Origin of the sequence: Corynebacterium tuberculostearicum (assembly GCF_046097255.1) — a bacterium.
In the GTDB taxonomy this organism is placed as follows: Bacteria; Actinomycetota; Actinomycetes; order Mycobacteriales; family Mycobacteriaceae; genus Corynebacterium; species Corynebacterium tuberculostearicum_J.
Genome location: NZ_CP175770.1, coordinates 549,064 through 572,629, shown reverse-complemented (window position 1 = coordinate 572,629; position 23,566 = coordinate 549,064). Strand labels below are relative to the sequence as shown.

The window sequence follows — 23,566 nt, the reverse complement described above, 5'->3', positions numbered from 1 at the left end:
AGGCTCGCATTCTGCGGGCCTTTTGGCGTTTTAGTGTCCCTGCTCGCGGAATCTCACTATCCGTTTCCCGGTTTCCCTCACCCACCGAAAGGGCACTGCAATGCCATACACCGCCACTCGCGATATACCCTACGACAGCGACGCGGCCGCGATTTTTGACGCCCTCGCACAACCGCACGACTCCCTACTTCTTGAAAGCGCGGACATTGAGACCAAGAAGAATCTCAATTGCCTCGCCGTACTCAAGGCGGCCCTGAAAGTAACGTGCCACGGCCAGAGGGTAGAGGTACGCGCCCTCACGGAGGCAGGGGAGACGCTCCTTCCTTCCCTCGAGGACCGGTTCCACCATCGCCTAGTTTCACGTGAAACTACCGCCGCGGTTTTCGAATTCTCGCTGTCCACACAGCCCGACGAGCGGGAGCGGCTTCTTGCCGAATCTACCGCCGCTATTCTGCGGTTCCTGCAATTAGAAGCCAACTATTCCTCTCCAATATTGCCGTTCCTTGGGGGCGGATTCGCTTATGACTACCTCGCTACTTTTGAGGAACTCCCCGAGGTTGAGCCTGGGGTCAACACCTACCCGGACTTTGAATTCTTGGTAGCCCAAACGGTCCTCGCAGTGGACCACCTGCAAGGGACTGCGCGCCTAGAAGGCTGGGACATCGACGACAAGCGCCTGCGGGAAGAGTTGGATTATCTTGCCTCACTGCCGGTGGCTGCTCGTTTCACGGCGCCGCAAAAGGAAAGGATCCGGGCGGTGGCCGATGTGGATGATGCGGGGTTTCGGGCGGGCGTCGACAAGCTTAAAGGCAATATTCACGCCGGCGATATCTACCAAGTAGTGCCCTCGCGCGCCTTCTCTGTGGACTGTCCCAACGCCCTGGCTGCCTACCGGGCGCTTCGCAAGACTAACCCCTCGCCCTATATGTTTTACGTCCGCGGTGCCACCTATGAGCTCTTCGGCGCCTCGCCAGAATCAAACCTCAAATTCACGTCAGAAGATAGGCAGGTCCAGCTCTATCCCATCGCCGGAACTCGGCCGCGCGGGCTCAACCCGGATGGCAGCATCAACCATGAACTAGATATTCGCAACGAGTTGGACATGCGTACAGACCAGAAAGAGATTGCGGAACACACGATGCTGGTTGACCTTGCACGCAATGACCTCGCTCGCGTGGCCGTGCCCCGCAGCCGCCAGGTGGCAGAACTCCTGCACGTTGACCGCTACTCGCGGGTCATGCACTTGGTCTCCCGCGTCACAGCGACGCTCCACCCAGACTTCGATGCGCTCGATGCCTACCGGGCGTGCATGAACATGGGAACGCTCACCGGAGCTCCCAAACTGCGCGCCACCGAACTGGTGCGCCGCACGGAGGGAAAGCGCCGCGGCTCCTATGGCGGGGCGGTGGGGTACCTGCGCGGCGATGGAGCCATGGATAACTGCATCGTCATCCGCTCGGCCTACGTCCAGGACGGAACCGCAGTGGTGCAAGCAGGCGCCGGTGTGGTCAAGGATTCCGTGCCGCAAGCCGAGGCCGATGAAACAGTGCATAAGGCCTACGCCGTACTCCATGCCATCGCCATTGCACACGGAGCCGAGTTGGAGGTACAGCGATGAGCTCGCCGCATATTGTCCTGCTAGATAACCACGATTCTTTTGTCTACAACCTCCTCGATGCCCTCGCTGGCTTCGATACCACCGTGTTTCGCAATACCGTAGCGGTGCACGACGTGCTGCGCACACAACCCGACATTATTGTGCTTTCCCCGGGCCCCGGTCATCCACGGGACGCCGGCTGCATGATGGAACTTATCGACGCCACCCTAGGCACCACCCCGATCCTTGGCGTATGCCTCGGCTTCCAAGCACTACTCGAGCACCACGGCGGTTCGGTCGAACCGTGCGGCCCCGTGCACGGGAAGTCCCTCCCGATGACTCTTACCGAGGCCGGCGTTATGCACCCCGTCTTTCAGGGCCTTGCCACCGATACTGAGCCGGACCAACCGGGTCACCTCGGTACGCAAGTTCCGGTGGCGCGCTATCACTCGCTTGGATGTACGGACCTCCCTCGGGGGATGCGTTGTCTCGCGCGTACGTCCACGGACATCGGAGAGGTAGCCATGGCGGCCGAAACGGACGACGGTAGGGCCCTCGGCGTGCAGTTCCACCCTGAGTCCATCCTCACTCCCCGCGGCCCCCTCATGCTTGAGCGTTGCGTTAATCAACTATTTTTGCACACCACTATGGACACGGAGTACTAAAAATGAACCACGCACCCCTACGTACCTTGCAGGCCTTCCTGAATAACCCGCAGCCCACCATCGAAGAAGCCATGGAGGTATTTACCCCCTTGGCCGTGGGCGACTACGACGATATTCATATCGCGGCGCTGCTTACCCATATTCGCACCCGCGGCGAGACCTTCGCAGACATTGCCGGCGCGGCCAAAGCTTTCTTGAAAGTGGGCTATCCATTCCCCATCACTGGAAAAGGACTCATGGATTCGGCCGGCACTGGTGGCGATGGCGCGAATACTATCAATATCACTACGGGCGCCTCCCTCATTGCCGCCGCCGGGGGAGTGAGGATGATCAAGCATGGCAACCGCTCGGTCTCTTCTAAGTCCGGATCGGCCGATGTCCTCGAAGCCCTGAATATCCCACTGGACCTAGACGCTGCCCGAGCAGTACGCCAATTTAAAGCTTCCAACTTCACGTTCCTATTCGCCCCAGCCTACAACCCAGCGGTCGCACACGTACAACCGGTGCGCAAGGCGCTAGGTATCCCCACCATCTTCAATACACTAGGTCCCCTCCTGTCCCCAGGACGCCCGTCACTGCAAATCATGGGCATCGCAAACCCAACCCAAGGCCAACTCATCGCGGAAGTCTTTCGAGAGCTCGGCCGAGAGCGCGCCTTGGTCGTCCATGGTGCTGGAACGGATGAGATCGCTACCCACGGCACGACACAGGCCTGGGAGCTCAACGACGGCGAGATTGTCTCTTATGAGCTCACCGCAGAAGACCTCGGCATCAAGCGCCACGAACTAGCGGACCTAGCCGGCGGCGACGGCGCCGCCAATGCCCAAGCCCTCCGTGCGATTTTTGCAGGCTGTGGCGAGCCCGCCCATTGTAACGCCATTGCCGCCACCGCCGGGGCCATGTTTTACCTCAACGGGACCACGGAAACTATCGCGGCGGGAGTCACTCACGCAAAGGAACTGATTAGCAGCGGCACTGTTGAAGATTGGCTCGCGCTCCACGAGAGCGCCAACTATGCAATAGGGGAGGAGAGCTAATGTCGGTGAATACTTTGCCTACGGTGCTCGAGGAGATCGTCGCCCAGCGTCGCACTCACCTGCCCGCACTCCGGGAGCGCCTGTCCCACGTGGACTTAGCTAGCGTGCCACGTTCGGAGCGTTCGCTTGCCGACGCCCTCCGTGGCACCAACCGCTTCATCATGGAATGCAAGTCCGCCTCGCCGTCCCTTGGCAAAATTCGCGAGGACTATCGCCCGGGCGATATTGCCCGGATCTACTCTCGCTATGCCTCCGCCATCTCGGTGTTGTGCGAGCCCGATCGTTTTGGCGGCGACTACGACCACTTGCAGACCGTCGCGCTATCCACCCATGTGCCGGTGCTGTGCAAGGACTTTATTGTCGATCCCATCCAGGTATATGCCGCGCGCTATTACGGCGCCGATGCCATCTTGCTCATGATGTCTATCGTGGACGATGACACCTACGGTGAGCTCAAAGCACTGGCGGACGAACTCTGCCTAGACGTCTTGACTGAAGCCATCACCGAGAACGAGGTGGATCGCGCGGTGAATTTCGGTGTCGATATCATCGGCATTAACAACCGCAACCTCCACGATCTCAGCATCGACCTGGGCCGCACCGAACGCCTAGCCCGCCATGTTCCAGACGGAAAGGTGATCGTTTCCGAATCTGGAATCCGCGATAATGCCACCGTCCGCCGGTTAGGAGCCCACGCACATGCCTTCCTTGTAGGCTCACAGCTCACCTCCCAGGAGGACATCGATCGAGCGGCGCGTGACCTCGTCTATGGTGCCAATAAAGTATGCGGCCTTACCACCGCCTCCTCCGCACAAGCAGCCCGTGCTGCTGGAGCCCGATATGGGGGACTCATCTTCGCGCCGGATTCGCCCCGCAGTGTTTCACGTGAAACCGCACAAAGCATTATCTACGCGGAACCAGAGTTGGAGTACGTAGCCGTGACGCGCTCTACGGATATGGAGACCCTAGGAAGCCTAGCCAAGATCCCCGGCCTCAAAGTTCTTCAGCTTCACGCCCCATTCCAAGGTAGTAGGGAAGCAGAGCTGGAATTCCTTCGAGATGTACGCGGCGTCGCTGACGGTCTTCACCTTTGGCGGGCGATCGATATGCACAACTCGGACTTCTCCGCACTAGCCGCGGACCTTGCCCTAGAGGTAGAGGCCCTTATCCTCGACTCCGGCAGTGGCGGGACAGGAACCACTTTTGAATGGCGGACGATTCCCCCTGAAGTGAAGAAGAAATCCCTGCTCGCCGGCGGGCTCCGGCTAGACAACCTAGAAGAGGCACTGTCAATCGACACGGCGGGACTCGACCTCAATTCAGGCTTGGAGCATGCACCCGGCCGCAAGGACTCCTCATTGATCGCCCAAGCCTTTAACGCCATTCGAAACTACACACACCCATAGAAAGAAGAGAACGATGACAGTTTCACGTGAAACGCTACTTCCGGCATACTTTGGTGAATTCGGCGGACAGTTCGTCCCCGAATCCCTCATCCCGGCGCTCGACCAACTTGAGAAGGCCTTTGTCGACGCACAAAACGACCCCGCATTTCGCAAAGAGCTAAGCATGCTATTGCGTGATTATCTCGGCCGTCCCACACCAATTACAGAGGCGAGGAACCTCGGGGGCAAGGCGCGCATCTTCCTCAAACGTGAAGACCTCGTACACGGTGGAGCACACAAGACAAACCAGGTCCTTGGTCAGGCACTGCTAGCAAAGCGGATGGGGAAGACACGCATTATTGCCGAGACCGGAGCGGGACAGCACGGCACCGCTACTGCACTTGCTTGCGCACTTCTCGATCTCGAGTGTGTGGTCTACATGGGCGCTAAAGACGTGGCCCGACAACAGCCAAACGTATTCCGAATGGAGCTGATGGGCGCGAAGGTCGTCGCCGTCGACACCGGATCCGGAACTCTCAAGGACGCGGTGAATGAAGCCCTCCGTGATTGGACCGCCACCTTCCATGAATCCCACTATGTCCTCGGTACCGCGGCCGGACCGCATCCATTCCCAACCATCGTCCGAGAGTTTCACAAGGTCATCTCTGAAGAGGCTAAGACCCAGATGCTTGAGCGCACCGGTGGACTACCAGATGTAGTCGTGGCTTGCGTCGGAGGCGGCTCTAATGCAATCGGTATGTTCGCAGACTTTATTGAGGAAGAGGAAGTGGCACTCGTCGGCGCCGAACCTGGCGGCGAAGGCCTAGACTCCGGCAAGCACGGTGCCACCATCAACAACGGTACGGTTGGCATCCTCCACGGCGCGCGCAGCTACCTGATGCGCAACGCGGACGGCCAAGTGGAGGAATCCTATTCGATTTCCGCCGGACTCGACTACCCAGGTGTAGGACCACAGCACGCACACTTACACGCCAGTGGCCGTGCACAGTATGTCGGCATTACTGACGCCGAAGCACTCGAAGCATTCCAGCTTCTATCCACAAAAGAAGGAATCATTCCTGCCCTCGAGTCCTCCCATGCGTTGGCCTACGCGTTAAAGCGTAAAGACGAGGACATCACCATCTTGGTTTCCCTTTCCGGTCGCGGCGATAAAGATATCGACCACGTTCGCCACACCCTTGAGACCCACCCAGAATTTGAACTCCAGGAGAAGAACCAATGAGCACCCGATACGAAGACCTATTCAGCTCACTGCGCAACAGAGGAGAGGGCGCATTCGTCCCATTCCTCATGTTGGGCAATCCCACCCCGGAGCACACGCTAGCCATCGTGCGAACCGTCGTCACAGCCGGAGCCGATGCGTTGGAGCTAGGTGTTCCATTTTCTGACCCAGTGGCCGATGGCCCCACCATTCAGGCCTCCCACCTTCGCGCGCTCGACGGGGGTGCCACCGTAGATTCCGCCTTGAAACAGGTAAGAACAATTCGCGCGGAATTTCCCGCTCTTCCCATCGGCATGCTCATCTACGGCAATGTAGCGTTCACTCGGGGTTTCGACCGCTTCTACGCTGAGTTTTCGCAAGCGGGCGCGGATAGCATTTTGCTTCCCGACGTCCCCGTGCGCGAAGGTGCTCCATTCGTCACCGCAGCAGAAAAGGCCGGTATTGATCCAATCTTTATCGCCCCGGCCCGCGCGACTGCGCACACCCTCGAGGGCGTCGCTCAAAGCTCACGCGGCTATATCTACGCAGTATCGAGAGATGGAGTTACCGGCGCCGAAAAGGAATCCGAGACTATTGGGCTCGAAGAAGTCGTCGCTAACATCAAGAAGTTTGACGGACCTCCGGTACTGCTCGGATTCGGCATTTCCGAGCCTGAACACGTGCGCGATGCCGTAGCCGCTGGGGCAGCGGGGGCCATTACAGGATCCGCAATCACCAAGATTATCGATCGCCACGTTTCACGTGAAACAGACGCGGAAGGCAGGCCAGTGGAAGGAACTCCAGGCCGCATTTCCGACGAGAGAGCATTGCATAAGGAACTCGCCGAGTATGTAACTCGCATGAAGGCAGCGACTCAAGAGTAGTCCTGAAGACGCGAAGAACCCTCCTCAGCTCTCGGCAGCTGAGGAGGGTTCCCTATAAAAAGCCTCTACGCGGTTGCTTCTGCAGATTCCTCTTCGGTGTGGTCCTTCTTGGAGCCCGCGAACTTATCCACGATCATCGCGATAGCGCCGTCGCCAGTAACGTTGGCAGCCGTGCCGACCGAGTCAATGGCGATGTAGGCCGCGATCATCAGCGCCACCATGCCATCGTCAAAGCCCATCATATCCGCCAGTAGTCCAGCTGCGACCATAACCGCGCCGCCAGGCACACCTGGTGCCGCAATCATCATGATTCCCAACAGGAAGATGAAACCAAGGCCGGTGCTCGTACTAATATCCAGGTTCGCCATGTACACAATCGCAAAGGCATAGAGCGTCAGCTTAATCATGGAACCAGAGAGGTGAATGGTCGCACACAGTGGGATAACGAAGCTTGCCACCGGCTTCGAAATGCCATTCTTCAAGGTGGACTCCATAGACACCGGGATGGTGGCGGCAGAAGAAGAGGTTCCCAGTGCGGTGAAATATGCCGGCACCATATTGCGCAATGCCTTGAAAGGATTCTTACCGGTGATGGCACCAGCGATGATGTACTGGAGCACCAGGTAAACCAGAGTCATGACAACCGCCAGGATCAGGACCTTCGCGAAGGCCGAGAGTACTGAGCCCAAATTGCCATTCATGCCCAAGCCCAAGAACATGCCGAAGATATAGAAGGGCAGAATTGGCACTACAAAGCCCCAAATGACCTTGACTACTACGCTCTCCAATTCCTTTGTGACCGCATACAAGGTATCGGACTTCACTGTAGTCATCGCTACACCGATGCAGAATGACAACAAGAGAGCCGTCATAACCTCAAAAGGCGGCGCCATTTCCACCTCGAAGTACGGAGTGAGTGCCCCCTCATCAATATCGGAGACATTTGTAATCAGATCCTGACCACTGAGCATGGTGGGGTAGAGCCAGTGCGCAAGTACGTAGGCAAGAAGACCCGCAACAATCGTTGAGCCGTAGGCAATGCCTGCAGTAATACCCAACCATTTTCCGGCCCCTCGTCCCAGACCAGCAATCGACGGGGCGATAAGCGCGAAGATGAGGACCGGAATAAAGAAATTGAGGAAGTTACTAAAGAGTCCATTGAAGGTGGCGAATACGCGGCCGAACCATTCTGGCGCGAATTGGCTCACCACCACGCCAAGGATGATGGCGACGATGATGCGGAACAATAGAGATTCCGAGAGTTTCTTGAGATTCATGTACTTACATTCAAATTGGGTGTTTCGCCCCTTGGTAAAGGTTCCAGGGCGAAACAGCGCGGTACAGAGGCAATAGTCGATTCAATATCTATCGATCGACCTTAAAGGCATACTACCCGACCGGAGGCATAGCCAGAACACTCACCCCAGCCACGATTTTTATCTTGGCGCTACAAGGTTAAACTGAATACATGATCGCTGTGGGAATCATCTTTTTAATCCTCGCCGTCTTCCTCATCATCGTGGGGGCCTTGGCCTCAACCAAGCGCCTACCTGGAAATAGCTATATCGGCTTACGCCTACAGGAAATTCGCAAATCCCGCGAAGCATGGGACAATGCCCATCGCGTCGCCGGACCATTCTGGATGCTGAGCGGTGTCTGTCTAGTTTTTGGCGGCATCGTCGCGCTTCGTGCTCAAGGCTGGATGTGGCTCATCCCGGTTCTTACTTTTGTGGCTGCAATTCTAGCCCTCTCCATCGGTTCTAACCTCGGCTCACGTGCCGCGTTCCTCTACGAACAAGCACACGCGGAGGAGGAGGGCTGTGGTGATTCCTGCAATTGTGGTTCCGACGGGTGCGGTGGGGAAGAGGCCGCCGCAGCACCCGCCCCCCAGGTTGATGTCGACGCGCTCCGTCACGCCGCTCGTGAATCCGACAGGTAGCCACGCACTGCTGCGCAACTAACCCCTTCTGGAAGAACATCACATTTCATCCAGAAGGGGAATTTTTGTAGCTATGCCTTTCGCATTGAATTATCGCCATGCACTTCAGACTAGTCACAGTGACGTTACTTTCCGGAGCAGTTGTTTACTCGATTTTAGTAACAGCCGATATTATAACTCTGGATATCTTCTGGCCTAACCCATACTTGACCGCACCTACAGTAGGTCCATTGTCCCATTCTGGTTCCTGCGAGGGAGGGTAGAGGTTGCGTAAAACTGCCATGGAACCCCGGCGGCTAAGGACGTAATCAGTACCCTAAAGGGCAGAATATAGTCCATGAAGAAAAGTACCGCCCTGGCGGCCGTCGCCGCTTCAACTTTTGTTATCGGTGCTTACGCTGAGCAAGACCACAAGCTAACGACGTCCGTAGCGGAAGCACGCGAACAGCAATCTGCACAGAGCATCGTAGATGAATTAGGTATCAAGTCTGGCACCTATGAACTTGTCGCAACCTCCGGTGACTCTCCGGAGACTTGGGAAGGACTCCTAGCTAACTAACTACAGTGTTTCACGTGAAACTCTGATTGCAACCGGCCAAACGGGTATGACACATTACGCAAGACCGACAGGCTAGAGTAGAAGCATGATCAAGTGCTCCCGTCGAATGTTCTTGCTTGGGTCCGCCACCACATTTGCAGGCGCCTACGCCGCGGCCTGTGGCTCCTCTCCGTCCGCAGAAGTTGCGGCTACCGAGATTCCGATTGGCTCCGCGAAGATTGTCGATGGCGTGATCTTCACTCAGCCCAAGGAAGGCGAGTTTAAGGCCTATTCTCAAACCTGCCCCCACCAACACAATCCAATCACCGAGATCGATGGCATGACGGCCACCTGCACGGCGCACAACACCTCCTACAATCTCAGCGACGGAAGCGTAATCTCCGGCCCGGGGCGCGATCCATTGGAAGAATACGAAGTTAAACAAGACGGCTCTAACGTCACTACGGCCTAAGGTGCATCTCTCGTGTGGTTTCACGTGAAACTACACGGGTCTATTCTTGCCCCGAGTATCTGCAGCATGTGAAGAGTGGTGGGGTTTAAACTCTTAGCATGCTGCAGCGTTTGAAGAAGCCCGACCCGCTAATTGTCCTGATTATCCTGGCGGTCATCATTGCGATAATCGCACCAGCCCGCGGGAACTTTGCCGACATATTCGGCCAATTAACAAACGTGGCCATCGCGCTACTCTTCTTTTTGTATGGCGCGAGGCTTTCCACTCAAGAAGCCCTCAACGGGCTCAAGCACTGGCGGCTACACCTCACAATTCTCGCTTTCACCTTTGTGGTTTACCCGCTTATAGGCATAGCTCTGCGCCCACTCACCGCTGTCATATCGCACGACATGTACCTGGGCATCTTATTCCTCACGCTAGTCCCATCCACGGTGCAGTCGTCGGTTGCCTTCACCTCAATCGCGAAGGGAAACGTGGCGGGCGCAATCGTATCGGCTTCTGCCTCAAACTTAGTGGGAGTGATCATCACTCCATTGCTCGTCATGTTCCTCATGGGAACTGGGGGAGGAGTTCACATCGATACGTCAGTATTCGGCGAAATCGCCCTTCTATTGTTAGCGCCATTTGTTTTAGGTCAGCTTACTCGGCGCTGGGTAGGCAAGGTTGCACAAAGCAAGGCCACTAAAGTCGTGGACCGCGGCTCAATCGCGATGGTGGTGTATTCCGCTTTTTCTAAGGGTGTGGTGGACGGAATTTGGTCCTCTATTTCTCTGTGGGACCTGGCGTTCCTGGTCGTCTTCGCCGCAATCTTCGTTGCCTTCATGCTGTGGCTCACCAGAAAGGCGAGCCAAAAGATGGGATTCAACCGCGCCGATACCATCGCAATCGAGTTTTGCGGATCGAAAAAGTCATTGGCCACGGGGCTACCCATGGCCTCGGTCATCTTTGCTTCTGGTGGTGCGTCTCTTGGTCTACTGATCCTCCCGTTGATGATTTACCACCAGGTTCAGTTGATGATGTGTTCGTGGCTAGCGGCCCGTTACGCGCAGCACCCCGGCACGTAACTACACTTAAGTGCCATGACGAATTACCTGTACGTACGAACCGAACTGAATGTGCCCGGCGTCGGCTCAGCAATTCACATGGCGGAAATGGAAGAGCGCGACGCAAGCAGCTGCCGCATGGTGCGCATGATTGCGCTTGATCCCTCGGATGCCATCGTCGGGGTAGCAACACCTACCAGTTCCACGGGAAACGTGGATCAGCCGCAAGAGGTTGTCCCTCACCCGGACACCTACGACGATTTTCCGGACATCAGCGCGCAGTACGTGGACCAGTCTCGGTTCGACGCCCTGTGGTCCGAAGCCACCGCCAAGTTCGGCCTATAAGAATCGCAAGGGCTAAAAGACTACGTTGACGAGGAGCATATAGAAGGCGGTTCCTCCGAAGATGGACATCGCTGAGTCCCGCTTCCACAGGTGAAGCAGGAAGGTGACCACCACTCCGAGGAGAGCCGCCCAGATGCCACCGGGGGCGCTGGACTGCCCGTGGACGGTATAGACGACCAAGATGGTCATCACGCCCACAGGCATCATCATGCCGAGCAAGGAAAAGAACTGACTATCCTTCATCCATTTCACAAAGGAGAAAGGAAGTTGGCGTAGTACAACGGTAATGAGGCCGACGGGAACTAGGACGGCCGCGATGGAAGCAAGGGTGACTCCAGCCGGCATTTAGCACCCCTCCCGGAGTCGCTTAAGGTCGCCTCGCCTACGCAAGGTAAAAGCCGCATCGACGCGTGGAGATAGGTACCGAATAATCAGCAGGATGAAGTAGGCGCTCAGGGCCACCATGAGGAGTTGACCAGGGGCGAAGGCGGCCGCGAGAATCCCCACCAGAGCCGCGCTTAGGGGTAAAGAGAAGTCCTGGTTATTGCGGAAGGAATCCATCGCCAGTACGACGAAGAGCGCCACTAGGGCGAATTCCATGCCCTGCACGGTAGAGGGAATCACCTGACCGGCGAGAGCACCGACAATGCCACCGCCTACCCACAGAGCTTGACAAAAAATTTGGATGGTGAGGATCCGGGCCCCGGTCGGGCGGTCATCGGTGGGTAGGGAGGAGACGATGGCATAGGTTTCGTCGGTAAGCGCGTAGGTGGAATAAGCCCTGCCCAGGCGCGAGTTAATGCGGTGGCGAGGAAAGGTGAGACCATAGAAAATATGGCGGAAGTTCACCATGAATCCGGTAACCAGGGAAGCCACGGCTGTGGCGCCGCCGGTGACCATGGAAATGGCCAGGAACTCCATCGAGCCGGCGTAGATGACGATGGAAAAAATCGGCGTCCACCACCAACTGAAGCCGGGTTGGACCATGAGCAGGCCGAAGGCTAGGCCGAGGGGAATGAGGCCGATGGCGGCGGCCCAGGTATCCCCCAAACCTTGTGAAATATCCTCACGCATGCGGGCTAGTGTAGCCCACTGCCTGCAGCGCGATAGGAATTAATTGTCTTCCACGTTGACAGGGTAGGTGGAGTACAGCGGCAACGGCATGGGTTGGCGCTTCATAACATCGGACCAGAGGTCGGCCGGGCCCGGCGTAATAACGTCTTGGGCCAGGGCAGGGGAGACGAACCATTCGCCGGCCTCGATTTCCTCCTCCAACTGGCCCGGGCCCCACTCGGCATAGCCGGCAAACATGCGCATGCCTGAGACCAAGGGCTCAATCTCTTCTGGGTCGGCACGTAGATCCACATGCGCGAGGCGCGGGGCGAGGCGGGTGAGTCGGTCGTGCTTGTCCGGATCGACGCCCTGGTTGGTCTGCGCGAGTCCTACGACGGATTGCTGATTGAGCGGGCCGCCGATGTACAGCGCCTGCGGCTTGGCCACAACGGGAAGCCATTCTGGCAGCACATTGAAAATCGCCACCTCGGAGCGCTTGGTCAGATCCACGCCGAAGGTCATCATGTCATTGTGCTCAATGACGAGGATGACGGAACGGGCGAATTCCGGCGAAAGCATGCCCGGAGCGGCGATGAGCAGCTGGCCGGGGGCGGGGTCATTGCGCTCGAGGGCGTTGAATAATCTATCGGCAAACATCACTGTTTAGAATCCCACCACTCGCGCAACTTCGCAATCGCTTCCTCGCGCTCGAGGGGGCCATGCTCGAGGCGCAGCTCCTTGAGATAGGACCACGCCTGGCCCACCTCAGGGCCGGGCTGGAGGCCTAAGATCTCCATGATCTCGTTGCCGTCGAGGTCTGGACGCACGCGCGCCAGGTCTTCCTTGCGGCCAATCTCTTCGATGCGCTCTTCCAGCTGATCGTAGGTGCGCTGGAGGCGACGGGCCTTCTTGGCATTTCGGGTGGTGCAATCGGCGCGCACCAGCTTGTGCAGGCGGGGGAGGAGATCGCCGGCGTCGGTGACATAGCGGCGCACGGCGGAATCGGTCCACTGATTTTCCCCAAACCCGTGGAAGCGCATGTGTAGGTACACCAACTGGCCGATGGACTCCGTGGTGGCCTTGGGATACTTCAACTTGCGCAGGCGCTTACGGGCGAGCTTGGCGCCCACCACCTCGTGGTGGTGGAAGGAGACCTTGCCATCGGTGTTATCAAAGGTGTCCGGCTTGCCAATATCGTGCAGCAGCGCCGCCCAGCGCAGGACGAGGTCTGGACCATCTTCTTCCTGGTCCATGGCCTGGCTCAGCACCTTGAGCGAGTGCGCATAGACGTCCTTGTGCTGCGCGTGTTCGTCCGCGGTCATGCGGAGCGCGGGGATCTCGGGGAAAATATAGTCCGCGATTCCCGTAGATACCAGTAGATCAATGCCATCCCACGGGGCCGTGCCGCAGATGAGCTTATCCAGCTCCACCTGCACGCGCTCCACGGTGATGCGCTGGATCTCGCCAGCCATATCCCGCATAGCCTCCACGACGCGATCGGCCACGCGGAATTCCAACTGAGAGGCAAAGCGAGCCGCACGCAGCATGCGGAGCGGATCATCGTGGAAGGAGATCTCCGGCTTATCCGGGGTATCGAGCACCCGGTCAGCTATGTCTTGGAGGCCATGGAGGGGATCGTGGAACTTAAAGGAGGCGTCGGCAAGCAGCTCAATGGCCATCGCATTGGCCTTGAAGTCGCGCCGGACAAGATCGCCTTCCAAGGTGTCGCCGTAAACCACCTCTGGATTGCGGGACTGGCCGTCATAAGAATCGGAGCGGAAGGTAGTGATCTCAATCTGCTGGCCCTTGTAGGCCGCGGAGACGGTACCGAAGTCTATGCCGGTATCCCACACGGTTTCGGCCCACTCATCGAGAATCTCCTTGACCACCTCAGGTCGGGCCGGGGTAGTAAAGTCCAGGTCATTTCCCAAGCGGCCCAAAAGCGCATCGCGCACAGAGCCGCCCACGAGGTAGAGCGAGTAGCCGCGCGCGGCAAATTTCTCCACCAGCCCACCCAGCAGGCTGCTGAGGGAAGAAACGGTGGATTCCGCGCGGGCAAGAACGCCGATTAGCTGAGTGTCCTGAAAATTCACGGGTGAGAGTCTACTACGATTGGCAGGGATGACTAACCAAGAACAGGGCCCCTCCAAGGGAGGCGGCCGCAACCGCAACCGGTCTCGGCGCAGGCGGCGCCGCCGGCCGGATAATCGCGCGCGCCGCACCACCCAGCAGCGCAAGCCCTACCGCGGTGGCAATGGCCAATCCACGGCCATGGAAACCCGCGATGAAACCTCCGCGGGCGGCCTCGTTGTCTCCGGCTTGGCGGAGTGCGTCGATGCCAATGGCAATGTCGACCTTTCCCGGCTCTATGTGGCGCTCATCGGCCGCCTCGACCGCCGCGGGCGCCTGCTGTGGTCCATGCCTAAGGGCCACGTGGAAAATGGCGAGGCCAAGGAGGTCACCGCTGAACGCGAGGTATGGGAAGAAACCGGCATTTCTGGTGAGGTTTTTGCGGACCTCGGCATGATTGATTACTGGTTCGTCTCTGATGGGGTACGCATTCATAAAACCGTGCACCACCACTTGCTGCGTTTTGTGGACGGCATTATGAACGATGAGGATCCAGAGGTCACCGAGGTCTCGTGGATCCCCGTCTCCGAACTCATCGAGCACTTGGCCTACGCCGATGAGCGCAAGCTGGCGCGCATCGCGCATGATCTCCTTCCCGATCTCGCACGAAAGGAAGCCGCGGCGGGGAAAGTGACGCCACGGTAATGCGCCAGCGCCTGAAGTCTTGGGCCGCCGTGGGCGGCTGCATGGCGGTAGCGGGGTGGGGATTGTGCCTGCCGCTACCAGAAGCCGCCGCGCAGATGGACTCGGCCGCCGAAAAGCAGCAGGATATCCAGGCATGGTTGGGCGCGCGCGGGCCGGAGCGGGCCGACCTTGATCTCCTTGCGGCCGAGCCCTTTTCCGTGGGCAAAGACCTCAAACTGACCTTCCGGCTGCACAATCCTACCGATGAAACCATGGAGGATCTCCAGCTCACGAGCCGCCGCGGCGATGCCGTGGAGGATACCGCGCAGGCCCGCACGCAGTTGGCCACCGGCGAGTTCCCGTATTACGGTCCCAGCACCACCACCGCGCCCCTGCAGCCGGGCGAATCCCGGGAGGTCACCTTCCAGGTTCCTACCTCCCTGCACGGCGAGCAGACCCTGGCCATCGAAGAGCCTGGCTCCTATCCGCTGCTGTTTACCCTCACCGGCACCGTAGGCGGCGAGGCGGTCAGCTTTGCGGAGGAGCGCCTCGTAGGCCAAATAAAGGGGAAGAAGCAGGCGCTTGGCGATGCCCCCTCGGATCCCACACCCCACGATCTCACCGTGATCTATCCCATCAGCGCCGATATTGACTCGGTACCAGGCGGCGCTGGGGGAGAGGACCTTATCCTCTCCTCTGATGAGCTGGCCGATGAGCTGGCGGAGGGCGGCCGGCTCGATCGATTGGTCAGCACGTATGCCAGCCACGATCTGCGCGGGGCAGGCTGCGTAGCCATCGATCCCGCCCTCTTGGATACGGTCAACCGCATGGCGGAGGGCTATAAGGTAGGTTCGGCCCGCCCACCTCAAGCCGAGCGCCCTAAGCGCCTGCGCGATTCGTGGTTTACTAACGAGGACGATGTGCACCTCGAACCCGGCACGGGGAAAGAGGATGCTGCCCGCTGGCTCAAGCGCCTGCGCGAGCTCGATTGCTTTATGTCTATGCCGTGGGCGAATGCCAATGCTTCCTCCGTGGCCAAGGCGAATAATCCCTTCCTTACCTACGAGGGACTGCAACGCGGCAATCACACCATCGAGCGAATTCTCGGTGCCAAGCCGGCCACCACCGTGCTCGCGGTCGGCTCCGGCTATGTGGACCAGCAGCTTCCCCTGCCCGCATTGGTGGCGGATAATACTTCGTGGCCTGGCCGCGCCGTGACTTTCGACGCCTCCCTGGGCGCCCTCCTCGCCCAAACCGGTTCCAAACCACAGACGGTGGGCTATTCCAACCCAGAGCTGCGCTACGATTACTCGCTCGATTCCGATCTTTCTCGTGCCATCACCGGCGGCGCCGCACTGAGCTTGGCCGCGAGCGATGACACCGTGGCACGCTTGCCCAATTACTTGGATCCCAGCGCGGCCGAGTACGCACTCGACTCTGCCGAGGCGCTCATCGCTTCCGGTAAGTCCCATCCGCGCACCGTCGGCAGCCTAAAGCAGGAGACCGCGGAGCCCGGTTCACTGCCCGGCAGCCCCTTTAGCGATCCCGCCGCCTTTGCCGAATCCGATATCGTCCGCGTGGAGCAGCAGGCCCGCTATACCGATGAGCTGATGAATATCATGGTCGATGATCCAGATATCGCGCTCACTCGCTATGAATTCGTCCTGCCTTTGCGCCGGGATCTGCTCGCCGCCCTCTCGCTGACCAACCGCGATAGCTTGGGAAGCAATGCTGAGGCGCAGCGCCGGTTCACTGACACGATGGACGTGCATTCGGATACGCTGCGGGACCTGCGTTCTTCTGTGGCGCTTATCCCACCGGGCAATGTCTATACCCGCGTATCTGAGTCATCGCCGCTGCTCATCGTGGCAGAAAATGGCCTGCCACTACCGGTGGAGGCCAAGCTGCAATACGATGCCCCCGATGGCGCGCGCCTCAACACACCCAAGAGCGTCCGTATTCCGGCCAAGGGCTCTATTACTGTATCCATGACCGCCGATATGCCTAAGGACGCCGATCGCACGGACATTGGCCTATGGCTTGCTACCCCAGAAAAGCAAACCATCTCCGAGCCCATCAATATCGCTGTGCAAACGCGTGCCGGTATCGTAGGCGTGTATGGCGTCGGCATAGCCGGCGCCCTTGCGCTGGTCTTAGCCACGCTCTTCCGGCTAGGCCGCCATCGGCGCAAAAAATCACAAAGGCTTAAAAAGTAAGTTGAAGTTGTATCCTCTATGACTGATAAGACTGGCCGCGAGGCCGAACACGTGGAGAAGTCACCTGCGGGTGTAGTTGACCCGAAGGATGCCGCCGTGCCGGCAGAGCACCCCGCCCCGGCGGGTGCCCGCGGCCGCATCGTCCAGGCCTCTCCTCCCGCTCCGGTACCAGAAAAGCGCCCCACCCCAGCGGTGAAGGACACCACCGTTCCTCCTGAGGAGGATAAGTCCGCGCTCACTGGACGCAACGCGGACAATGAATCATCCAATCAGGATGTCATCCGCGCAACAGGCACGATGGCCATCGCGACGCTGCTGTCCCGCATCACTGGCTTCTTGCGCCAGATGCTCATCGGCGCCACGCTCGGCGCCACGGTGGGAACTGCGTTTAGTAGCGCCAACCAGATCCCCAACCTCGTCACCGAGATCGTTTTGGGTGCGGTGCTGACCTCTCTGGTCGTGCCCGTCCTCGTGCGGGCCGAAAAGGAAGACACGGACCGCGGTGAGACCTTTGTCCGGCGGCTATTTACCCTGGCCTTTTCCATCCTGGGCATAGTTACCATCGCCTCAGTGGTGCTAGCACCCTTCTTAACCAGGATGATGCTGCCGGAAGATTCCAAGGCCAATGCCGTACAGGCAACTTCCTTGGCCTTCTTGCTGCTGCCGCAGATTCTTTTCTACGGCCTCTTCGCCCTCTTCCAGGCCGTCCTTAATACCAAGAATGTCTTTGGTCCGGGCGCCTGGGCGCCGGTGATCAATAACTTCATCTCCATTAGCGTGCTGCTGGCTTATCGCTTCCTGCCAGGCGAGCTCGACCCGCATGAACCCACGCCGGTGGCCGATCCACACGTCATGCTCTTGGGCTTGGGCACCACCACAGCGGTCATGGTGCAGTGCCTCATCCTATTGCCGTATCTCAAGAAGGCCGGAATTAATCTGCGCCCTAAGTGGGGCTTGGATGCCCGCATCAAGCAATTCGGCGGCATGGCTTTGGCCATTATTACTTATGTGGCCATCTCCCAGCTGGGCTACGTGGTCACCTCTCGCGTGGCCGCCTATGCGGATGCCGGCGCCCCGCTGGTCTATCAGAATGCCTGGCTCATGCTGCAGGTGCCTTATGGCGTTATCGGCGTGACGCTCCTGACGGCGATTATGCCGCGCCTGTCCCGCAACGCCGCCGACGGCGATGTAGATGCCGTGGTCCGCGATCTCACCTTGGGCTCCAAGCTGACCTTCATCGCGCTTATCCCCATCGTCATCTTCATGACCGGCTTCGGCGTTCCTATCGCCCGCGCCCTCTTCCAGTACGGTGCCTACGGCGCCGAAAGCGCCGAGCAGCTCGGCCTGACCATCAGCTTCTCCGCCTTCACGCTCATCCCGTATGCCTTGGTGCTGCTGCACCTGCGCGTATTCTATGCCCGCGAGGAAGCCTGGACGCCTACCTTCATCATCGCCGGCATCACGCTGACCAAGATCGTCCTCACGCTCTTGGCACCATTGATGACGTCCAACCCGGACCGCGTGGTGATTCTGCTTGGTACGGCCAATGGCTTTGGCTTCGTCTCCGGTGCGGTCATTGGCGGCTTCCTGCTCAAGCGCAAGCTCGGTAGCCTCGGCGGCAAGGCCGTCACCCAAACCGTGCTGTGGGCTTCCGGTGCCGGCCTAGTGGGCTTGGTCGTCTCCTGGGCGCTGTATTGGGGCGTGAATTGGCTCCTCCCGGAGAATCTGCCGTCCATCGTCTCGCTGATCAAGGTCGCGGTGCTTGGCATCATCTTCCTCATCGCCACCGGCCTGGTGCTGTCCAAGTCCTCCTTGCCGGAGGTCCAGAACCTGGCCCGTGCCCTACAGCGCATCCCGGGCATGTCCCGCTTCATCAAGGTCGATTCTTCCAAGGCCATCGAGCTGGAGGAGCCCGACGTACCGGAAATTCAACCGGTATTCTCCCAGGACGCCTTCAACGCCACCCTGGTACCGCCGCCGATGTCCGCTGGCATCGTCCGCGGACCACGCCTCGTGCCGGGTGCCCCGGTATCGGATGGTCGCTTCCGCCTGCTCCAAGATCACGGTGCGGTCACTGGTGCGCAGTTCTGGCAGGCACGCGAACAGTCCACCGGTCGCCTGGTCGCCTTGACGTTCGTCGATACCAATAGCCTGGCGCCAATTGCGCCGGCGACGCCGGGAGTTGCAGCCCGTCGCTCCGCAGAGATTTCGCGCAATACCCGCCGCCTTGCCGAGCTGGAGCTCGATACCGTGGCGGATAATATCCAAGTTCTGTCTTATCGCACTGGCTGCCTGGTAGTGGCGGATTGGTTTGAGGGCACCTCCCTTAAGCAGGTGGCTGAGGCCGATAACCTCGATCCCCATTCCGTGGCTCGTGCTACTGCACCGCTATTTGCTGACGCCGCCGCTGCCCACGATGCCGGCCTCATCCTCGGCGTGGAACACCGCGATCGTTTCCGCGTTTCTACCGATGGCGTGGTCAAGGTTGCCTTCCCCGCCGTGCTGGATGGCACCTCCGCCGCTACCGACCGCGAGGCTCTAAGCTCCGCCCTCGAGCTGCTCGTAGAGTCCACGGAGCCTTCGCCGAAGAAGCTGCGCGATATTTCTGAGGACGCCAACCTTCCCGCGGACGAGGCCGCCCAGCGCGTCGAAGATGCGCACTACGGACTCGATAGTGCTGATGAGGACAGCCGCGAGGAAAAGATGGAGGAGCTGCAAGAGGCACAGGCGCTAACCTTGGCCGGCATCGCCCAGCGCCTGCGCGACTTCGCTCCGGAAGAGCCAGAAGAAGCACCTGAGGCCCTGCCGGTGAAGGCACAGGTAGAACCGGATCAAGAGGATGACCCGGCGCAAGAACCCGGCTTTGGCGGCCGCGGTTATTCCGGTTCCGGCGTCATCGTCATCGGCATCTTCGCCACCATCTTCGTCGTAGCAATGGCCGCGCTCACCACCTGGATCATGTCCTTGCTCAGCAATGTGGAGGCATCCAACCCGGTCAGCGAGACCATCCATGGCAGCACGGACATTCCGGATACCCCGCCGGTGCGTCTCCAGCCTTCCTCTGCGGTTACCGTCCCCGATAACCAAGACGATGCAGCGCTTATCGACGGCAAAACGGCCACCACGTGGTCCACCGCCGAGGAGGACACCGGCGTCCTCGTCACTTTGGATACGCCCACGCACCTTGCGGTCCTGCCGGTGGTGCAGTCCAACTCCACTGGGGCGAGGTACGCCGTCTATGGCGTAAATCAGGACAGCTTCAATCCGGAGAACCCACAAGCTGGCTCCCTGCATCAACTGGCCAGGGGCAAGTTCGAAGCCGGCAAGGAAGATATCGAGCTGGAGGAAACCACCGAGCAATTCGACGGCCTCCTCCTCATGATCACCAAGCTGCCCAAGTCCGATAAGGCAACCATCGCAGACATTGGTCTCGTCGGGCAGCCCTAGGCACAACCCACACGGCCGAATCGAGGAACACGACCCTCGATTCGGCCTTCTTTTTTAAATTCTTCCCAATCAAACTTCTTTGACCTGCACACTCAAAAATTTTTTACTTCACGTGTTGACTATTTAGAAGTGGTACTTACACTGTGGGATGTAACGAAAACAACAGCCTTAGGAGTATTCATCATGTCCCTCGCAGCAGGTACCTACGCACTAGACCCAGCCCACACCGTTATCGGATTCGTCGCCAAGCACGCGATGGTCACCAAGGTTCGCGGTAACTTCGCAGACTTCGAAGGCACCATCACCGTGGCCGAGAACATCGCCGAGTCCGCTGCTGAGGCAACCATCCGCACCGCTTCCATCTCCACCGGCAACGATGACCGCGATGCACACGTAAAGAACGAGGACTTCTTCGCGGTAGAGCAGTACCCGGAGATCACCTTCAAGGCCACCAACCTCAACGTTGATGAAAATGGCAATGGCACCGTCACCGGTGACCTCACCATTAAGGACACCACCAAGTCCGTCGACCTCGACGTTGAAGACGTTGCTACCGCCGAGGACCCATTTGGCAATACCCGCCTGGGCTTCGAGGCAACCACCAAGATCAACCGCACGGACTTCGGCATCGACTTCAACGCTCCGCTGAAGACCGGCGGCGTGCTGGTCTCCGAGGAGATCAAGATTGAGCTCGAGGTCTCCGCTATCAAGCAGTAGGCCGGCAGCCTTAGACACTAAGGTCTAGAGCATCTCTTGGCCCGCAGCCACCTTTGGCTGCGGGCTTTTTCTTCATGCGGAATAGCACTCCATTCACTTGGTCAATTCCAAAACAACTTGAAACAACTTTGTTTTGTAGTTTTTACCTGCAGATATCGTCTTATAGACTCGACTAAATTGCATTAGTTGTTGTCGAGTTGTTTCAAACAACTTGCGCTACCATGCACCCATTTGAGAGGCAGAATTAGAAAGTATCCTCGCCGCTCTTGCAGCTATCCAATCAGGAATGACTGGGAATAGCCAAGAAAGCCAACTGTTGAATTTCAAAGAAAATCCTGCCCGTTTCCCCAGAAATCAAAATCCTGAAGCGACCCTCATAGAGTTTCTCATTGATGAAACGACCTGGTTTTCCAACACAGATGCGGGAGTCGGCTACATCGTGTTGGGAGTCTCTGACAAAAGTCTCGGCCTAGAGCATTTACAGGAGCATCAAGAAAAATCGATTGGATCGCACAGAAGATTTCTCGAGGTACTCAACCTCAGACTGTCGCGCCGCCCAATCATGCATCGTCATGTGAGAGATGGAGCACTCAAAACGTCAGGCCTCGTAAGTGCAAACGAGTGCCAGGACGTGACATTCACACGAGGGCAGGGGAGTCGCGCCCGCGATTTCCGCGGCGGCACCAACTGGTTAGTTTGTGCCATCGGTTAATCTTGTCCAGTCGATGAAAATCATTACCACAAACAAAAGTGACTTTAACGAAAGCAGTTAGTTAAGGTCACTTTTCTTGCATCACGATTTTACGATTTAATTGAGGGTGTCCGTTTCTTTGTGTGCGGAGTTTGGTTTACAAGTAGTCAGCAAATCGGTCTGGGCAAGCGACGGCTAGTTGGTTGATAGCTTATTTCCACTCGGTGGCTTTTACCCCTTCAATAAAGCTGTTGCATTCAATGTCGCGCTTCGCTTTCTTCGCTCGCTGGGCAGCGCGCTTCTCTTCGATGTTGGAGATCATTAGCCACAGCGCTTTCAGCGCCGCAGTGTCGTTCGGGAGTTGCCCCCTGTTACGGGTGGATTTACGCAATTCAGCGTTGAGCGACTGGACCAGACCGCCGGCACTCCACACTCGGGATGGTCAGCCCTGTCGACCTCGAGAACCCAATTGGTCTAACCACCAGCAAAAAAGAAATAGCCGCCCAACCACTAGGTAACCCTACAACGTATCCACGATTTGCAGACAACCCCCACTAGGGCAAGAAGTGGGCCATCTCAGATGATGCTCAAGTGTGACGCAAACCATGCGGCAGAAGTTGCGGAGCACAGGAAGCCATGACATAGTTTTTATATGATTAAAAAATTCTTAATGGTTTCCGTGTTGGCTGCTGCATCTACTGTTACATCAGTAGGGATAGCCAATGCCGCCGATGTAAAATCCGCCCCTTCTGTAGAAAAGGCCTCTTACCAGATTATTGAAGGAGGAGAGGTCCAAAGTGTTGACCCTACAGCGTATAACTATGTGCCAAAAGAAAACAGTGCCCCTGGGAAAGCAATTCAGCCCCTCAGCGCCTCTGGATATCAACCAATCAACGGGTTTGGCTTCACTTACAAAGGAAACAATTTCAAAGTCACCACAGGAGAATTGCAGCATAGGATAATCGGCTCTCGGAACCATATTGAGAATGAAGGGGTGCAGTATCGGGTCCCTTCAACTGTTTGCAACTGGCGAGTCGACTATCAAAATCGCAACGGGGCACAAATCTACCGTACTTTTGTTGGCAAAACCCACACGGGCTGCGGTTTTGGTGCCGTGGCCGATAATGGACCACATAATGTTTATGTGAAATCCGGTTCGCAGCAATGTGCGCGCTTGTACATCGCTGGTAAGTTCCGGGGTGAGCAGTGCCACCACATAGGTTAAACAAATGAAATTACTTCTTCAGCTGCTCGAGCTGATAGCGTTGCTAATAACTTGCGTAGGATTCGCCATCGGATTTAATGCAACCCACAATGCACTGACCTATATTCACACTGGAGATGCATTGGACGAGGCAACACGGCTGCTTGAGCAAGCTCAACAAATGTTCATTGCCGCTACAGCCTGCGGGATTATTTTTCTAGTCTTGTTCTTGGTTAGATTACTAAAATCGGTCAGCTAAAAATACTGGGACTGTAAATACCAGATAGGCAAAAGAGTGACAGCGCAGTGGTTGCGTCCTTTAGTGTGGTGTAACGCCTGCTAATAGTGACTGACATC

At 57.9% G+C, this 23,566-nt stretch carries 22 protein-coding genes and 2 pseudogenes; 18 read left to right on the top strand and 6 right to left on the bottom strand.

The genetic code is table 11. From position 1 onward, the window contains the following. Positions 1 to 100: 100 nt before the first annotated feature. From ACKFRY_RS02920 to trpA, 6 genes are read left to right on the top strand one after another with little or no spacing between them, the layout of a single operon-like run. Complete coding sequence (locus tag ACKFRY_RS02920; RefSeq protein ID WP_408923157.1) at positions 101 to 1,618, top strand: anthranilate synthase component 1; 1,518 nt, start codon at positions 101 to 103, stop codon at positions 1,616 to 1,618. Continuing rightward, positions 1,615 to 2,262, top strand: coding sequence for an anthranilate synthase component II (locus ACKFRY_RS02915; RefSeq protein WP_239282583.1), 648 nt, complete (start codon positions 1,615 to 1,617; stop codon positions 2,260 to 2,262). The genes ACKFRY_RS02920 and ACKFRY_RS02915 overlap by 4 nt, the downstream gene beginning before the upstream one ends. A 2-nt stretch (positions 2,263 to 2,264) precedes the next feature. Then, positions 2,265 to 3,299, top strand: coding sequence for an anthranilate phosphoribosyltransferase (gene trpD, locus ACKFRY_RS02910; RefSeq protein ID WP_236882494.1), 1,035 nt, complete (start codon positions 2,265 to 2,267; stop codon positions 3,297 to 3,299). Next, positions 3,299 to 4,705, top strand: a complete 1,407-nt coding sequence (gene trpCF / locus ACKFRY_RS02905; RefSeq protein ID WP_408923156.1) for a bifunctional indole-3-glycerol-phosphate synthase TrpC/phosphoribosylanthranilate isomerase TrpF — start codon at positions 3,299 to 3,301, stop codon at positions 4,703 to 4,705. Before trpD ends, trpCF begins: the two co-directional genes overlap by 1 nt. A gap of 13 nt (positions 4,706 to 4,718) precedes the next feature. Beyond that, on the top strand, positions 4,719 to 5,927 hold the full coding sequence (trpB, locus tag ACKFRY_RS02900) for a tryptophan synthase subunit beta (RefSeq protein ID WP_408923155.1): 1,209 nt from the start codon (positions 4,719 to 4,721) through the stop codon (positions 5,925 to 5,927). Beyond that, complete coding sequence (gene trpA / locus ACKFRY_RS02895) at positions 5,924 to 6,790, top strand: tryptophan synthase subunit alpha (protein ID WP_408923154.1); 867 nt, start codon at positions 5,924 to 5,926, stop codon at positions 6,788 to 6,790. Before trpB ends, trpA begins: the two co-directional genes overlap by 4 nt. A gap of 65 nt (positions 6,791 to 6,855) precedes the next feature. On the opposite strand, the gene ACKFRY_RS02890 is transcribed toward trpA, so the two are convergent. Further along, the gene (locus tag ACKFRY_RS02890) at positions 6,856 to 8,067 is read right to left on the bottom strand and encodes a dicarboxylate/amino acid:cation symporter (RefSeq protein ID WP_408923153.1); all 1,212 of its coding nucleotides are present in this window, start codon (positions 8,065 to 8,067) and stop codon (positions 6,856 to 6,858) included. 191 nt (positions 8,068 to 8,258) lie between these two features. Here ACKFRY_RS02890 and ACKFRY_RS02885 point away from each other — a divergent pair, with 191 nt between their 5' ends. From ACKFRY_RS02885 to ACKFRY_RS02865, 5 genes are all read left to right on the top strand, one after another. Further along, a complete protein-coding gene (locus ACKFRY_RS02885; protein ID WP_408923152.1) occupies positions 8,259 to 8,729 on the top strand; it encodes an SdpI family protein in 471 nt (156 codons plus the stop codon). Between the two features lie 337 nt (positions 8,730 to 9,066). Further along, positions 9,067 to 9,288: a hypothetical protein gene (locus ACKFRY_RS02880; protein WP_408923151.1), complete on the top strand. Its 222-nt coding sequence runs from the start codon at positions 9,067 to 9,069 to the stop codon at positions 9,286 to 9,288. An 85-nt stretch (positions 9,289 to 9,373) separates the two neighbouring features. Further along, a complete protein-coding gene (locus ACKFRY_RS02875; protein ID WP_408923150.1) occupies positions 9,374 to 9,739 on the top strand; it encodes a Rieske (2Fe-2S) protein in 366 nt (121 codons plus the stop codon). A 98-nt stretch (positions 9,740 to 9,837) separates the two neighbouring features. Further along, the gene (locus ACKFRY_RS02870) at positions 9,838 to 10,803 is read left to right on the top strand and encodes a bile acid:sodium symporter family protein (protein ID WP_200435897.1); all 966 of its coding nucleotides are present in this window, start codon (positions 9,838 to 9,840) and stop codon (positions 10,801 to 10,803) included. 15 nt (positions 10,804 to 10,818) lie between these two features. Beyond that, a complete protein-coding gene (locus ACKFRY_RS02865; protein ID WP_034667948.1) occupies positions 10,819 to 11,127 on the top strand; it encodes a hypothetical protein in 309 nt (102 codons plus the stop codon). Positions 11,128 to 11,139: 12 nt separating this feature from the next. On the opposite strand, the gene ACKFRY_RS02860 is transcribed toward ACKFRY_RS02865, so the two are convergent. From ACKFRY_RS02860 to ACKFRY_RS02845, 4 genes are read right to left on the bottom strand one after another with little or no spacing between them, the layout of a single operon-like run. Further along, complete coding sequence (locus ACKFRY_RS02860) at positions 11,140 to 11,472, bottom strand: branched-chain amino acid transporter permease (protein ID WP_200435898.1); 333 nt, start codon at positions 11,470 to 11,472, stop codon at positions 11,140 to 11,142. Beyond that, entirely contained in the window at positions 11,473 to 12,201 is a 729-nt protein-coding gene (locus tag ACKFRY_RS02855; protein ID WP_200435899.1) for an AzlC family ABC transporter permease, read from the bottom strand. Positions 12,202 to 12,240: 39 nt separating this feature from the next. Continuing rightward, positions 12,241 to 12,837, bottom strand: coding sequence for a YqgE/AlgH family protein (locus ACKFRY_RS02850; protein WP_150850467.1), 597 nt, complete (start codon positions 12,835 to 12,837; stop codon positions 12,241 to 12,243). Next, positions 12,837 to 14,273, bottom strand: coding sequence for a CCA tRNA nucleotidyltransferase (locus ACKFRY_RS02845; protein ID WP_239282568.1), 1,437 nt, complete (start codon positions 14,271 to 14,273; stop codon positions 12,837 to 12,839). Before ACKFRY_RS02845 ends, ACKFRY_RS02850 begins: the two co-directional genes overlap by 1 nt. 178 nt (positions 14,274 to 14,451) lie before the next feature. Between ACKFRY_RS02845 and ACKFRY_RS02840 the strand changes: the two are divergent. From ACKFRY_RS02840 to ACKFRY_RS02820, 5 genes and pseudogenes are all read left to right on the top strand, one after another. Beyond that, positions 14,452 to 14,955 (top strand): annotated as a pseudogene (locus ACKFRY_RS02840) (NUDIX hydrolase); the annotation flags it as partial. Continuing rightward, entirely contained in the window at positions 14,955 to 17,150 is a 2,196-nt protein-coding gene (locus ACKFRY_RS02835; RefSeq protein WP_408923149.1) for a DUF6049 family protein, read from the top strand. The pseudogene ACKFRY_RS02840 and the gene ACKFRY_RS02835, both read left to right, overlap by 1 nt. An 18-nt stretch (positions 17,151 to 17,168) precedes the next feature. Continuing rightward, positions 17,169 to 20,597 (top strand): murein biosynthesis integral membrane protein MurJ, encoded by a 3,429-nt coding sequence (murJ, locus tag ACKFRY_RS02830; RefSeq protein ID WP_408923148.1) that lies wholly within the window; start codon positions 17,169 to 17,171, stop codon positions 20,595 to 20,597. Positions 20,598 to 20,780: 183 nt separating this feature from the next. Further along, complete coding sequence (locus ACKFRY_RS02825) at positions 20,781 to 21,314, top strand: YceI family protein (RefSeq protein ID WP_408923147.1); 534 nt, start codon at positions 20,781 to 20,783, stop codon at positions 21,312 to 21,314. Positions 21,315 to 21,600: 286 nt separating this feature from the next. Continuing rightward, positions 21,601 to 22,026 (top strand): hypothetical protein, encoded by a 426-nt coding sequence (locus tag ACKFRY_RS02820; protein WP_150850462.1) that lies wholly within the window; start codon positions 21,601 to 21,603, stop codon positions 22,024 to 22,026. Positions 22,027 to 22,216: 190 nt separating this feature from the next. Here ACKFRY_RS02820 and ACKFRY_RS02815 read toward each other — a convergent pair. Then, positions 22,217 to 22,417: pseudogene (locus ACKFRY_RS02815) on the bottom strand (IS256 family transposase); the annotation flags it as partial. Positions 22,418 to 22,657: 240 nt separating this feature from the next. Between ACKFRY_RS02815 and ACKFRY_RS02810 the strand changes: the two are divergent. Then, complete coding sequence (locus ACKFRY_RS02810; RefSeq protein WP_150850461.1) at positions 22,658 to 23,230, top strand: hypothetical protein; 573 nt, start codon at positions 22,658 to 22,660, stop codon at positions 23,228 to 23,230. Positions 23,231 to 23,234: 4 nt separating this feature from the next. Continuing rightward, the gene (locus tag ACKFRY_RS02805) at positions 23,235 to 23,468 is read left to right on the top strand and encodes a hypothetical protein (RefSeq protein WP_150850460.1); all 234 of its coding nucleotides are present in this window, start codon (positions 23,235 to 23,237) and stop codon (positions 23,466 to 23,468) included. Positions 23,469 to 23,566 lie beyond the last annotated feature (98 nt).

Bases quoted from the DNA above. Each gene is read 5' to 3' on its own strand.
- ACKFRY_RS02920 (WP_408923157.1), top strand. From the start codon at position 101: ATGCCATACACCGCCACTCGCGATATACCCTACGACAGCGACGCGGCC.
- ACKFRY_RS02915 (WP_239282583.1), top strand. From the start codon at position 1,615: ATGAGCTCGCCGCATATTGTCCTGCTAGATAACCACGATTCTTTTGTC.
- trpD (WP_236882494.1), top strand. From the start codon at position 2,265: ATGAACCACGCACCCCTACGTACCTTGCAGGCCTTCCTGAATAACCCG.
- trpCF (WP_408923156.1), top strand. From the start codon at position 3,299: ATGTCGGTGAATACTTTGCCTACGGTGCTCGAGGAGATCGTCGCCCAG.
- trpB (WP_408923155.1), top strand. From the start codon at position 4,719: ATGACAGTTTCACGTGAAACGCTACTTCCGGCATACTTTGGTGAATTC.
- trpA (WP_408923154.1), top strand. From the start codon at position 5,924: ATGAGCACCCGATACGAAGACCTATTCAGCTCACTGCGCAACAGAGGA.
- ACKFRY_RS02890 (WP_408923153.1), bottom strand. From the start codon at position 8,067: ATGAATCTCAAGAAACTCTCGGAATCTCTATTGTTCCGCATCATCGTC.
- ACKFRY_RS02885 (WP_408923152.1), top strand. From the start codon at position 8,259: ATGATCGCTGTGGGAATCATCTTTTTAATCCTCGCCGTCTTCCTCATC.
- ACKFRY_RS02880 (WP_408923151.1), top strand. From the start codon at position 9,067: ATGAAGAAAAGTACCGCCCTGGCGGCCGTCGCCGCTTCAACTTTTGTT.
- ACKFRY_RS02875 (WP_408923150.1), top strand. From the start codon at position 9,374: ATGATCAAGTGCTCCCGTCGAATGTTCTTGCTTGGGTCCGCCACCACA.
- ACKFRY_RS02870 (WP_200435897.1), top strand. From the start codon at position 9,838: ATGCTGCAGCGTTTGAAGAAGCCCGACCCGCTAATTGTCCTGATTATC.
- ACKFRY_RS02865 (WP_034667948.1), top strand. From the start codon at position 10,819: ATGACGAATTACCTGTACGTACGAACCGAACTGAATGTGCCCGGCGTC.
- ACKFRY_RS02860 (WP_200435898.1), bottom strand. From the start codon at position 11,472: ATGCCGGCTGGAGTCACCCTTGCTTCCATCGCGGCCGTCCTAGTTCCC.
- ACKFRY_RS02855 (WP_200435899.1), bottom strand. From the start codon at position 12,201: ATGCGTGAGGATATTTCACAAGGTTTGGGGGATACCTGGGCCGCCGCC.
- ACKFRY_RS02850 (WP_150850467.1), bottom strand. From the start codon at position 12,837: ATGTTTGCCGATAGATTATTCAACGCCCTCGAGCGCAATGACCCCGCC.
- ACKFRY_RS02835 (WP_408923149.1), top strand. From the start codon at position 14,955: ATGCGCCAGCGCCTGAAGTCTTGGGCCGCCGTGGGCGGCTGCATGGCG.
- murJ (WP_408923148.1), top strand. From the start codon at position 17,169: ATGACTGATAAGACTGGCCGCGAGGCCGAACACGTGGAGAAGTCACCT.
- ACKFRY_RS02825 (WP_408923147.1), top strand. From the start codon at position 20,781: ATGTCCCTCGCAGCAGGTACCTACGCACTAGACCCAGCCCACACCGTT.
- ACKFRY_RS02820 (WP_150850462.1), top strand. From the start codon at position 21,601: ATGACTGGGAATAGCCAAGAAAGCCAACTGTTGAATTTCAAAGAAAAT.
- ACKFRY_RS02810 (WP_150850461.1), top strand. From the start codon at position 22,658: ATGATTAAAAAATTCTTAATGGTTTCCGTGTTGGCTGCTGCATCTACT.
- ACKFRY_RS02805 (WP_150850460.1), top strand. From the start codon at position 23,235: ATGAAATTACTTCTTCAGCTGCTCGAGCTGATAGCGTTGCTAATAACT.